The following is a 12,245-nucleotide window of genomic DNA, read 5'->3' on the forward strand; positions in this document are numbered from 1 at the left end:
GGTTGTCCCCTGCTCCCCCCGTGGGTTGCGGGGGGCTTGCACCCACCCCCCCCCCCCCCCGACGCGCCGGGCTTCGGGGCCGGTCAGCTCCAGCTGGCGTGCAGCGGCTTGCCCTCGGCGTAACCGGCGGCGCTCTGGATGCCGACGATGGCCTTCTCGGCGAACTCCTCCAGGGACCCGGCACCGGCGTAGGTGCAGGACGAGCGGACGCCCGCGATGATCGCGTCGATCAGGTCCTCGACGCCCGGCCGGGCCGGGTCGAGGAACATCCGCGAGGTGGAGATGCCCTCCTCGAACAGCGCCTTGCGGGCCCGGTCGTACGCCGACTCCTCCGAGGTGCGGTTGCGCACCGCGCGCGCGGAGGCCATGCCGAAGGACTCCTTGTAGGCGCGGCCGTTGGCGTCGTGCTGGAGGTCGCCCGGGGACTCGTAGGTGCCCGCGAACCAGGAGCCGACCATCACGTTGGACGCACCGGCCGCGAGGGCCATCGCCACGTCGCGCGGGTGGCGGACGCCGCCGTCGGCCCACACGTGCTTGCCGTACTTCCTGGCCTCGGCGGCGCACTCCAGGACGGCGGAGAACTGCGGCCGGCCCACGCCGGTCATCATCCGGGTGGTGCACATGGCACCGGGGCCCACGCCGACCTTGACGATGTCGGCGCCCGCCTCGATCAGGTCGCGCACGCCCTGGGCGGAGACGATGTTGCCCGCGACGATCGGGACCCGCGGGTCGAGGTCGCGCACCACCTTGACGGCGCTGATCATCGACTCCTGGTGACCGTGCGCGGTGTCGATGACGAGGGTGTCCACGCCCGCGTCGAGCAGCTGCTCGGCCTTGCCCGCGACGTCGCCGTTGATCCCGACGGCGGCGGCGATGCGCAGCCTGCCCTCGCCGTCGACGGCCGGGGTGTACAGGGTGGCGCGCAGGGCGCCCTTGCGGGTGAGGATGCCGGCGAGGCGGCCGTCCTTGTCCACGGCGGGCGCGTAGCGGCGGTTGGCGGCGTCGAGGGTGTTGAAGGCCTCGCGCGGGTCCAGGTCCGCGTCGATGAGGATCAGGTCCTTGGACATGACCTCCTCGAGCTGGGTGAAGCGGTCCACGCCGTTCAGGTCGGTGTCGGTGACCACGCCGACCGGCTTGTGGTCCTCGTCCACGACGACGCCCGCGTTGTGCGCGCGCTTGGGCAGCAGGGCCAGCGCGTCGGCGACGGTCTGGTGCGGGGCCAGCACGATCGGGGTGTCCAGGACGTGGTGGCGGCTCTTCACCCAGGAGACGACGTCGGTGACGACCTCGATCGGGATGTCCTGCGGGATGACCACGAGGCCGCCGCGCCGGGCCACCGTCTCGGCCATCCGGCGGCCCGCGATGGCGGTCATGTTGGCGACGACCAGCGGGATCGTGGTGCCCGTGCCGTCCGGGGAGCCGAGGTCCACGCCCTGCCGGGAGCCGACGGCGGAGCGGCTCGGCACCATGAACACGTCGTCGTACGTCAGGTCGTACGAGGGCTGGATGTCATTGAGGAAACGCACGTGCTGCACATCCCAGTCGATCAGAGGTGGCCCCCGGACAGGTCAGCCAGGGGGAAAGAGCACGTACTTCATTGTCCCACGACCGGTGGCCGATCATCCCCGGGCAGATCATCCAGGCTGGTCAGCGGCCTCCCTGGAGGATCCTCCAGGGCCGAGGGTGACGAACAGCCCCGGGCCGCGGTCGGTGGCCTCGGCGAAGACCTCCTCGGCGACGGCCCACTCGTCCGGCCGCGCCTCGGCGTACGCCCGCCAGCCCTCCACGACGAGGACCAGGCCCCGGTCGGCGGCACCCTCGGGCCACACGGAGGGGTCGGCGAGGGAGTCCGCGAGCGCGTCCCAGTTCCGGCCGAACCAGTCGGGCAGCGCCAGGTCGCGGACGCAGCGGTCCATCAGGCCTGCCTTGTCCGTGACCCCGCCGAGGTCCAGCGTGACCACGAGCCGTCCCGCGGAGTCCTCGGTCATGTCGCGCCCTTCTTCCCGTGGTTCCCTGCTGATCCGCCGTCAGATCCCGTCGGGGTCGGTCCGGTTGAGCGTCGACTTCGGCGCCGAGCCCGCCGTCATCAGGTAGTCCGCGGCCGAGGTGTCCGTGACCAGGCTGGTGACGAGACCGGAGCGCAGCACCGCGTCGATGGCCGCCGCCTTGCGCTGCCCGCCCGCGATCGCGACGACCTCGGGGATACGCCGGAGCTGGTCGGCCTTGACCGTGATGCACCGCTCCCCCAGGTCCCGCCCGACCCGGCGGCCCTCGGCGTCGAAGAGGTGCGCGGACATCTCGGCGGCGACCCCGAGCGAGGCGTAGTGCGCGCGCTCCTCGTCGCTGAGCATGTCGTGCACCGTCGAGATGCCGGGCTCCCAGGAGCCGATGGAGACGCAGGCGACCGTGACCTTGTCGAAGTACTCGAAGGCCCGGGCGATCCCGGTCTGGTGCCGCAGCGCCTGCGCGGTCGCCGCGTCCGGCAGCAGCATCGGCGCGTAGATGGGGTGCGCGTCGCCTCCCGACACCTGGGCGGCGCGGCGCACGGCCTCCACCGAGCCGCGCTCGGCCGTCCCGGCGTCGTACACGCCCGTCAGCTGCACCACGGTGCACGGCGGCAGCCGGTCGAGCGCCGCCGCCATGTGGATGGTGGACCGGCCCCAGGCCAGGCCCAGCACGTCGCCCTCGTTGACCAGCTCGCCGAGCAGGTCGGCGGCCACCTCCCCCAGGTTCTCCGGGTCGGGTGTCTCCTCGGCGTCGGCCGGGGACTCCACCACGACGGCGTGCCGGAGCCCGTAGCGGGCCCGCAGGGCGTCCGAGCGCTCGGCGTCCAGCTCGGCCGGCACCCGGATCTCGATGCGTACAAGGTCCCGCTCGAGGGCGGTCTCGAGAACCCGGGCCACCTTGAAGCGGCTGACGCCGAACTCCTCCGCGATCTGGATCTTGGACTTGCCCTCGAGGTAGAAGCGGCGGGCCATGGCCGCCGCCTGGACCAGCTCAGCGGGTCCCATCCGCATGGCTGAACGGCCCGCCGACATACCCGACACGGCGATCTCCTCACTGCTGTTCACACTCTGGATACGCCGTTCATCCTTGCAGATTCGGCGCACTTGATCAGCCCTGGTGGGAGCCGTTCACTTTCTGTTCCTCAGTGGTCGCAGGACCAGGATGCCTTGGCGGTCGCCGCAGCTGCCTGCGTGCGCAGTGCACGTACCGCCTCGGCCGGGTCGGATGCCCCGTACACGGCGGACCCCGCGACGAAGACGTCGGCGCCGGCGTCGGCGCACCGCTCGATCGTGGCCGCCGAGACACCGCCGTCGACCTGGAGCCACAGCTCCAGACCGTGCTTCCTGATCAGCTCACGGGTACGGCGGATCTTGGGAAGCATGATGTCGAGGAACGCCTGCCCACCGAAGCCGGGTTCAACCGTCATGATCAGCAGCATGTCGAGCTCGGGGAGCAGGTCCTCGTACGGCTCGATCGGCGTCGCGGGCTTGAGCGCCATGGACGCGCGGGCGCCCTTGGCCCGGATCTCGCGGGCCAGCCGTACCGGCGCGGCGGCCGCCTCGGCGTGGAAGGTGACGGAACCGGCGCCCGCCTCCACGTACTGCGGCGCCCAGCGGTCGGGGGCCTCGATCATCAGGTGGCAGTCGAGCGGGGTGTCGGTCGCGCGGGCCAGGGACTCGACCACCGGCACGCCGAGCGTGAGGTTCGGGACGAAGTGGTTGTCCATGACGTCGACGTGGAGCCAGTCGGCTCCCTCGACCGCCTTGGCCTCGTCCGCGAGGCGGGCGAAGTCGGCGGACAGGATGCTGGGGTTGATCTGCGCGGCCATGGGGCCAAGCCTGCCATGCCCTCCGGGGGTGGGCGGGGATGGGTCCGGGGTGGGCGGGGGTTCGTCGTCGGCCGCGGGCCCGGTGGTGGTTGCTCGCGCCCCCGCGGCGGAGCCGCACAGTGTCACAGCCCCGCGCCCCTTTGGGGCGCGTCCCCTGGGCCTGGGTGGCCAGACCCCCCTGGTTCAGGCAGCGCCGCAGACCGGGAGGTTCTGGGGTTTGCGTAGGCGGTCCAGTTCTTTGAGGCGGGTGTCCAGGGTCGTCGGGTCGGCGAAGGTGCGCAGGACCGCCTGGTGGAAGGCGTCGCGGGTGGTTCGGGGCATCGCGTCGGAGGCGTCCCAGCAGCGGGTGCGGCCGGGTTCGCGCAGGATGGCCCCGATCTCCCGCTCGGTGGCGTCCTGGTCCTCGTCGGCCGCGGCCGACCTGTTCGCCGTGTACTCCGGCAGCGCGGTGTCCGGGTCGGCGAGGTAGCGGATCAGCCGCTCGGCCTCCGGGGTCGGGTTCAGTACGGCCGCGAGGTCGCCGGAGACCTCCCAGGCGCCGGCGTCCGCTCCGGCGCCGGGCACGACCTCGGAGGAGTGGACGTGGTCGCCGCCCTCCTGCCGCCAGTACCCGGCGCGGAAGGAACCCTGGTGCTCCAGGCGGCCCGGCGCGCAGTCGGCGTCGAAGGCGGTGGTCAGCACCTGCTCGACCCGGGCACGGTCGCCCGCGCCCACCAGGTCGGCCCAGGTCGTCCAGGCCCTGCGCACGGCGTCGTCGGTCCACGGCAGCCTGCCGTTGGCCCACTCCTCGTACACCCGTGGGCCGGCCTGCTGGAGCAGGATGTCCTCCACCCAGTCGGTGCCCGGCCAGCCGGAGGTCGCGCCGGATTCCAGGCCGGCGCACCACCGTGCGGGAGGGCCGGCCGTCCCGGCCGTCGGTGCCGGTCCGGCGTACCACACCATGCTCTTGAGGCCGGTCTTCACGGGCAGCCAGTACGTGTGCGCGCCCTGCCCCGGCAGGGTGACCTCGGGGGCCCAGAACCGGTCGTAGTCCCCGGCGTCGAAGAGGCCGTCCAGCGGGTGGAGCCGGCCGTCGACGGCGTAGGCGAGCAGTTCGCCGGGGCCGGGCAGCACCGCCACGTCGGGCGGGTTGCCGGCCGCCATGTCGGCGGCCAGCACCTGGCTGAGCGCGGAGCTGCCCTGGTAGACGACGTCGATCCGGTACTTCTCCTCGAACGGCTCGACGACGCGCTCCTCGAACTGCTCGCGCTCCGTGCCGCTCCAGTTGGCGAGCAGGGTGACCGAGCCCTGCCAGTCGCGCGCCCAGCGCACCCCGGCGTACACCCCGGCGCCGAGCAGGACCAGGCAGACGCAGAGGATGCCGAGGGTGCGGGCGCCCGGGCGGCTCATCGCTGCCCCCGGAACCGGTACTCGGCGATCCGCGGCCACAGTCCCCACAGCGTCAGCGCCACCACCACGGCCCCTCCCAGCAGTATCCAGTCGGACAGCGAGGCCCAGAACCCGGCGTCCGCGAGCGCGCCCTGCACCTCGTCGGCCACCTCGGGGATGGCCTCCGGGGCGGCCGGCGGCACCCGTACCCCGGCGACGGAGTCGGTCATCGCACGGTGTGCCGAGACGGTCTGCCAGGCCAGTACGGGCACGCCGACGGCACACACCGCGGTGGCGGCCAGCAACCGCAGTTGCACGGGCCGCCGGAAGCGGCGCCGCAGGAACCGCTGGCTCTCCAGCAGCGCCCCGCACAGGGCCGCGTACAGCACCGCGACCGTGCACCAGCCGAGCCACAGCTGCCAGGGGAAGGCGGCCTGCCGCCGGGCCTCGGCCAGTTGTTCGCCGCGCAGGGCGTCCAGGCGGCTCATGATGTCGCCCTCGGTTCCGGCCTCGGCCTCCAGGCCGAGGACCTTCTCGGCGTAGTGGAGGAAGGCGGCGCGCAGCGGTGAGCCGTCCGGTTCGCGGCCCCGGCGCTCCACCCAGCCCGAGTAGACGGCGATCAGACCGGTGACGGTCTGGACGTCGTGGCGGCCCGCCAGCCCGGTGACGTTCTCCGAGGCGGCCAGGGCGAGGCTCTGCTGGGCGACCGAGACCTGGGTGAGGAACTCGCCGCTGGTGTCGCCCTCGGCGCCGGTCTCGCGGACCACGGCGTTCGCCTGGCGCAGCGCGCTCCGCGCGGTGTCGACGGCGCGGATGCCGGGCGTGCTCGCGGTGGACAGGGGAACGGTGTCGTCGTGCACGCCGCGGTAGGCGAAGAACAGCGCGAGGGTGGTCGCGGTCGCCAGCACCAGCAGCAGCCTGAGTCTGCGGACGAGGTCCCGGCCGGTGGTGCTCACGGCCGCGCCTCGAAGCGGTGGCCGCAGGCGGGGCAGAACCGGGCGGCCGCCGGAGCCTTCCGCTAGCAGGCCGGGCAGGGCACGGCGGCCCCGCCGCCCGGCGCGCCGCCTGCCGCACCGGAGCCGGTCCCGATGCCGGTGCCGGTGCCGGTGCCGGATGCGGGGCCGTAGGTGCTGTGGCTGCTCGCGGTGATCAGGTGCTGGAAGTCGACGGCCGTGACCTCGGGGCGCAGCGCGACCCGGCCGGACGGCGCGTCCTCGATCCGCACCAGCCGGGCCAGCCGGGTCAGCTGCTCGTCGGCGCCCATGGCGTGGGCGAGCCGCACGGCCCGGCCGAGCTGCTGTTCGGCCAGGTCGCGCTGTCCCCGGCGGTGGGCGTCGGTGGCGGCGGCGACGGCCTCGCCGAGTCGCTGGTGCTGCTCGAAGTGCTCGACCTGGGCGTCGGTGTGCCGGGACAGGGCCGGGTCGTCGGTCCAGTGCACCAGGCAGGGCCGCGGCGGCGGCAGCCGGACCTCGCCGACGCCTGGTACGCCCGGTACTTCGACGGCGACCACGGCGAGCTGGAGGTCCTCCCCACGCGGGCGGCCGGTCGGGTCGGCGGCCAGGCACAGCTGGTAGCGGCGCGTCTCGTCGCCCCAGGCCCGGGTGACGAACCGGCCGGTGCCGTCCTCGGCGGTCAGCTCCGCCTCGGTGGGGAAGACCTGTTTGAGGTAGCGCACGGTGCATCCGGGCATGACGGTCACGGAGACGACCAGTTCGGGGACGGTCTTGGTGAGCAGGCGGTTCATCAGCTGCTCGTACTCACCGGGCAGGGCCGCTTCCTCGCGCACGGAGGAGGCGCTGCCGTGCAGCCGGCTGGTGATCCGCAGCAGTTCCCGGCCGTCCCAGCCGTCACCAATCCCCCAGGCGTCGCAGACGAACCGGCCCGCGCACTCCTCCAGCACCCGGGCGAGCGGCATCTGCTCGTCGTGCTGGTTCTTGCCGTCGGTGAGCAGCAGGACGTGCCCGATGGGCGCGTCCTGCTCCGTCAGCAGCCGGCGGCTCAGGTCCAGCCAGGCGCCGATGCAGGTGCCGCCGCCCGCGGCCGTCTCGCGCACGGCGCGTTCCGCCCGCGCCCGGGTGCGGGCGGAGGCGCGGGCCATGCGCGGGGTGTCCGGGTACACCACGGCCGCCTGCTCGTTGCCCCGGACCACCGCGAACGGGGTGCCGTCGGGCAGCTTGCGGATCGCCGCCACGGCCGCCTGCTGCGCCGCGTGCAGCTTCTCCACCGGCCAGGTCATCGAGCTGGAGCAGTCCATGACCAGCACCTGCGCGAGCACCGGACCGCCGCCGGGGTGGCCGTCGCCCCCGGTGCCGTCCACGCGCACGCTGAGGATGGCGTGCATCCGCGGGTCGTCCGCCCCGCCGGGCAGGTACTTCCACTGGCTGATCTCCAGTCCGGCGGCCACCTGCCCGGCGGCCTCGCCCGTCCGGGGCGTTCCTGTCTCCACGTGTCCGTGCCCCCTCGCCCACGTCGTCGCTGCCTCGCACCGTCACGCGCTCACGCGCTCACGCGCTCACGTGCTCACGCGCTCACGCCGTACGCCGCCATCCCCGCACCAGCTCGCGCAGCCCGGCCGGTGCCGGGAGCACCGCGTACGCCGTGTCCAGCAGGTCGCCGCGCTCGCCGACGCTGCCCGCCTGGTCGGCGAGGCGCCTGAGCGACCCGGACAGCAGCCGGCGCAGCGCCTCCTCGGTGTCCTGCGGGCCGCACAGCTCGCCCGCGGGGAAGCCGCTCCCCCAGCCGCCGGGCGGGCGGCAGGCGAGCGCGCGCTCGCGCAGTTCGGTCACCAGCCGGTCCCGGGACCCGCTGCCGTCCAGGTGCAGCCCCGCCAGCCGTTCGGCGGCCTCGCGCAGTTCGGCGGCGAGCGGGGCGGGCCGGTCCGGCAGTCTGCCGGTCAGGATCCGCACCGCCGCGACGCGGGCGGCGTCGTAGTGCCGGGAGGTGGTCGGAACGCCGTCCAGGACGTCGACGGCCGGGCGGCGTCCGGCGCGGCGCAGCCGGACCCGGGCCAGTCCGAAGGCGGCGCTGCCCTGGGTGGGGTCGCGGCGCAGGACGGCCTCGTAGAACTCCTCGGCCTGCGCCCGACGGGCCCGCGTCCGTGCGGCCGCCTGCGCGTCGGCCGGTCCGGCTGCGCCCTCGGCGGACTCGCGGGGCTGCTCCGCGAGGTACTCGGCGCAGAAGCCGAGCGCCAGCTTGGGCGCCGCCTCGCCGGGCAGGGCCGCGTAGGTGGCGGCGAACTCGTCCTCCGCCTTGTCCACCGCGCCCCGGGTGAGGTGGACCAGCCCCCGGTGCCAGAAGATCCGCCAGTCGTAGTCGCCGCTCCACCCCTTGGCGCGTGCCACCCACTCCTCGGCCCGTGCGGCGTCCCCGGCCTCCAGATAGGCGCGGCACAGCCACAGCGCCGTCTCCACGGTCCGCAGCGCCGGGTCGCCCTCCGCCCGTTCGGCGATGCGGTCGGGGGTGTCCGCGGCGAGCCCGCCGAGCAGTACGGCCGCCGGGTCCGAGGCGTCGGGGAGCGGGACCGGCAGGGCCCGGGCCGCCGCCCGGGGTTCGGGGGCGCCGGCCGGCAGCTCCGGGGTCCCGGTTCCGGGGCGTCGCGTCCACCACTGGAGCGCCGGGACGGTGCCGAGGGCGGCGCCGAAGACCGCCGCGGTCGGCTCGAAGCGGGTGGAGCGTTCGGGATACGGGTCGTGACCGCCCAGGGCCTGGTCCTCGCGCAGCACCTCCCACAACTGGCGGGACATCTCGGCCGCGGAGCGGAACCGGGCGGCGGGCTCGGGGTGGGTGGCGCGGCGGATCAGCGCCTCGAAGGAGCGGGCGGCCAGCCCGGCGGGGCGGGTGGCGCGTTCGGCGAGCACCTTGAGGGTCCGGCCGACGGTGTACAGGTCGCTGTCGACGTCGAGTCCGCGCCGGTCGCGTTCGCGCTTCGGCGGGGCGTAGCCGTGGACGAGCCCGGAGGAGCGGTCGTCGATCCGGCGGATGGGCGCCCAGGTCGATGACCTTGATCTCCCGGCCGTAGTGGATGACGTTCTCGGGCTTCATGTCGCAGTAGAGCAGGCCCCGGTCGTGCAGGTACTCCAGGGCTCCGAGGATCTTGCAGCCGTACGTGATGACGTGCCCGAACGCGAAGCCGCCGGTGCCGAACAGCCGCGCCAGCTCCTCCTCGGGGGCGAAGCGGATCCAGGACAGGGACCGGCCGCCGACGTACTCCATGACGATGTAGCCGGTCGGTTCGGCGTCGCCGGGGACCTGGTGCTGGACGTGGGTGACGATGCGGACGATGTCACGGTGGTGCAGCGTGGTGAGCGAGCGGCGCTCCTCGACGGCCGCCCGGCGGGCCACGGCGTCGCCGGTGTTGATCAGGCCCTTGAGGACGACGTGCAGGCCGGGCACCCGGGTGTCCTCGGCGAGGTGGACCCAGCCGTGGCCGCCGACGGCGAGGTAGCCGAGCACCGTGTAGTGCCCGGCGACCCGGTCCCCGGGGTGCAGCTTCGGCCGGAACGAGTACTCCGTTCCGCACTCGGGGCAGAACCCGTGGTCGGGCGCGGGGCCGCCGTCGTAGGAGACACCGATGGTGCCGGCGCAGTTGTCGACGCCGCAGCGCCGCCCGCCGGTGGGGGGTCGGGCGACGATGTCGGCGGCCTCGGAGGGCTCCGGGGAGGGGAGGTGGGGCAGGACCAGCAGCCCGTCGCGGTCCAGCTCTCCGACGGCCGGGGCCCCTGGGCTCTGCGCGGGCCGGGCCGGTGCGCCGGGCCCGGCCGGGCCGGTGTCGGGCCGCACGGCGGCGGGCTCGGGTGCGGGGGGCCGGCGCAAGCAGGTGTCGCAGAACCCGGTGACCATGATGTGGCCGCCCTCGCAGTCGCCTCTGGCGCAGGCTCTTCCGCTCATGCCGGGGGCTCCCCGTGCGGCCTCGAATCGTGCCGGGGCGTTCTCGGTGTCATGCCGCATCCCCTCCGTCGTGGCCGTCGTGGGCGTCGTGGCCGTCGACGCGCCGGGTGTAGGCGTCCACCGCCGCTTCCGCCGCGCGTACGTCGCAGGGCCTTGCCCGGAGCAGCGTGTGGGCCCGGAGGTAGAGGCCGTCCACCGCCGGGTCCTCCTCGCCCCGCAGGGAGTGCTGGTGCAGGACCTGGTAGCTCCGCAGGCGCCCGGCGAGTTCGTCGCGCCGGTCGCGGAGCCGGTCCAGTGCCGCGGCACCCGCCGTCAGCCGGCCCTCGACCCGGTCGGCCAGCCGCTCGTACCGCGCGAGGTCCGGACCGGGTCCGGGGGCCGCTTCCCCATGCCCCTCCCCGTCGTGGTCCGCCGCGCCCGCCGCGCGGAGCAGGTCGGCGAGGGCGGCGTGTGCGGCCACCAGGTCGGAGTCGAGGGGGCGCATGCCCTGGGGCAGCACGGCGGCGAGGCGTTCGCGCAGGTCCTCGGCGAGCGGACCGGTGATCTCCGTCAGCCGCTCGACGAGCCGGGCACGCCGTCCCCGCGCGGGCCCGGTGAGCAGCTGCTCGCGCGCACGGCGGTGGCAGTCCCCGGCCGTGCGCAGGACGAGCAGCAGACGGCTGCCGTCGGCACGCAGCACGTCCAGCAGGTCCAGCACGCCGAGCGGATCGACCGCCTCGTCGACTCCGACGACGACCAGGTTGAGGTTGGCCCTCGCGGCGCGGATGCGATCCAGCGGGGCCTCCTCCGGGTGCGGCAGCCCCAGGCGTTCGGCGATCCGCTCGGCGATACCGGCCGAGGTCCGCCCCTGCGCGTGGACGGCGAGGTCGTGACCGCCGGCCGACGGAACGGTGCCCGGCGGGTCGAGGGAGGCCCGGTCGACGGAGACCGGGGTGCGCAACTCGCGGTCGGCGAGGGTGATGGCCCGGCGCAGGGTGGCCTCGCGCGCCGTGTCGCCGTGCCGGACGACGCTGATCTTCACCTGGCTGCCGTCGTCGCGCAGCCAGGCGGCGAGGCGCTGGGCGAACGGCCGGTCGAGCAGCTCCGGCAGTATGTCGTCGGCGGTGGACCGCAGTTGGGGGTCGACCGCGCTGGGCCCCGTGGTGACGGGGTCGAGCCGGGGCAGGTGGCGCACGATGGTCTCGACGGGACTCATGAAGGAGAACCGGTTGCCGTGCCGGTCCTCCTGGCCGCTGAGCACCATGCCGATGACCTCGCCGGTGTCGCTGTCGGCGACGCCCGCACCGCTGCACCCCGGGCTGGCCAGCTCACCGGGGCTGGCCGGGATCAGCTGGACCTGTCCGTCGCGTCCGCAGACCCCGACGGCGGTGGCGCGGAACCAGATGCCGCCGTTGTGCTCGTACGGGAAGCCGTACATCCGCACCTCGCGGTTGGGCGCGGACAGCCGGTGCAGCCGAACCGTTTCCTCGACGGGGCGGGGCCGCTCCAGCCGCAGCAGCGCCACGTCGCCGCTGGGGTCGCCGTCGGCGTCCAGCGTCTCCGGCACGTAGGCGTCGCGCTCCGGCCTGGCGGGGACCGCGGGCACGCCGTGGCCGACCGCGCCGACGAACTCCGCGGTCATCACGTCCGCCGTCCGGTCCACCACGTGGGCGCAGGTGAGCACCCACTCCGGAGTCAGCAGAATGCCGGCTCCCGCGATCTCCCCGTCCGCTCCCCGGATCCGCACCGCCCAGCTCGGCGTCGTCATCGGCGAGGCCGGGCCTCCCCCGCCAGCAGCCATATGCGAACTATACGGGCGTCTGCTCCTGTCGCATACTGCTGCGACAAGGGTGAACGGGCTTTGTACGGAGGCGAATTGACGAACGAACCGGGTTTCGTGGGACTGGCCGAGGTGATCGGCCGGATCCGCGGCGAACTGGAGGAGGCCCGCGCCGACGCGGAGGGCCGGGACCTCGGTTTCGCCGTGGAGAACGTGAGCCTGACCTTCACCGTGCAGGTCCACCGCGCGGGCAGCGGCCGGGGCGGCGTCCGCATCGGCGTGGTGACGGCCGAACTGGGCGGCTCCGTCGACCACCAGACCACCCATCAGGTCCAGGTGGACCTGAAACCGGAGCTGCCGGGCGGGGAGCGGGTGAAGGTGAGCAGACGCTAGGTG

10 protein-coding genes and 1 pseudogene are annotated in these 12,245 nt (G+C 74.3%); 1 reads left to right on the forward strand and 10 read right to left on the reverse strand.

The features are described 5' to 3' along the window. Nucleotides 1-83 precede the first annotated feature (83 nt). From ACH4D3_RS22420 to ACH4D3_RS22465, 10 genes and pseudogenes are all read right to left on the reverse strand, one after another. Nucleotides 84-1,526: a GuaB1 family IMP dehydrogenase-related protein gene (locus ACH4D3_RS22420; protein WP_398325300.1), complete on the reverse strand. Its 1,443-nt coding sequence runs from the start codon at nt 1,524-1,526 to the stop codon at nt 84-86. Nucleotides 1,527-1,634: 108 nt separating this feature from the next. Beyond that, nucleotides 1,635-1,988 carry a barstar family protein gene (locus tag ACH4D3_RS22425; protein ID WP_398324556.1) on the reverse strand — a complete coding sequence of 118 codons (354 nt, stop codon included), beginning with the start codon at nt 1,986-1,988 and terminating at the stop codon, nt 1,635-1,637. Between the two features lie 39 nt (nt 1,989-2,027). Continuing rightward, nucleotides 2,028-3,071: a sugar-binding transcriptional regulator gene (locus tag ACH4D3_RS22430; protein ID WP_087810377.1), complete on the reverse strand. Its 1,044-nt coding sequence runs from the start codon at nt 3,069-3,071 to the stop codon at nt 2,028-2,030. Between the two features lie 77 nt (nt 3,072-3,148). Continuing rightward, nucleotides 3,149-3,835, reverse strand: coding sequence for a ribulose-phosphate 3-epimerase (gene rpe, locus ACH4D3_RS22435; protein WP_398324559.1), 687 nt, complete (start codon nt 3,833-3,835; stop codon nt 3,149-3,151). Between the two features lie 183 nt (nt 3,836-4,018). Continuing rightward, on the reverse strand, nt 4,019-5,224 hold the full coding sequence (locus ACH4D3_RS22440) for an ABC transporter substrate-binding protein (RefSeq protein WP_398324562.1): 1,206 nt from the start codon (nt 5,222-5,224) through the stop codon (nt 4,019-4,021). Beyond that, nucleotides 5,221-6,159 carry a hypothetical protein gene (locus tag ACH4D3_RS22445; RefSeq protein WP_398324565.1) on the reverse strand — a complete coding sequence of 313 codons (939 nt, stop codon included), beginning with the start codon at nt 6,157-6,159 and terminating at the stop codon, nt 5,221-5,223. The genes ACH4D3_RS22440 and ACH4D3_RS22445 overlap by 4 nt, the downstream gene beginning before the upstream one ends. A gap of 62 nt (nt 6,160-6,221) precedes the next feature. Then, a complete protein-coding gene (locus tag ACH4D3_RS22450; RefSeq protein WP_398324568.1) occupies nt 6,222-7,649 on the reverse strand; it encodes a VWA domain-containing protein in 1,428 nt (475 codons plus the stop codon). 82 nt (nt 7,650-7,731) lie between these two features. Beyond that, nucleotides 7,732-9,060 (reverse strand): tetratricopeptide repeat protein, encoded by a 1,329-nt coding sequence (locus tag ACH4D3_RS22455; protein WP_398324571.1) that lies wholly within the window; start codon nt 9,058-9,060, stop codon nt 7,732-7,734. 187 nt (nt 9,061-9,247) lie between these two features. Further along, nucleotides 9,248-10,150 (reverse strand): annotated as a pseudogene (locus tag ACH4D3_RS22460) (serine/threonine protein kinase); the annotation flags it as partial. After that, entirely contained in the window at nt 10,140-11,870 is a 1,731-nt protein-coding gene (locus ACH4D3_RS22465; RefSeq protein ID WP_398324574.1) for a trypsin-like serine peptidase, read from the reverse strand. The gene ACH4D3_RS22465 and the pseudogene ACH4D3_RS22460, both read right to left, overlap by 11 nt. A 75-nt stretch (nt 11,871-11,945) precedes the next feature. Between ACH4D3_RS22465 and ACH4D3_RS22470 the strand changes: the two genes are divergently transcribed. Beyond that, entirely contained in the window at nt 11,946-12,242 is a 297-nt protein-coding gene (locus ACH4D3_RS22470; protein ID WP_398324577.1) for a trypco2 family protein, read from the forward strand. Nucleotides 12,243-12,245: the final 3 nt, after the last annotated feature.

It is taken from the genome of Streptomyces sp. NPDC018026 (genome assembly GCF_044327745.1).
GTDB lineage: Bacteria > Actinomycetota > Actinomycetes > Streptomycetales > Streptomycetaceae > Streptomyces > Streptomyces rubrogriseus.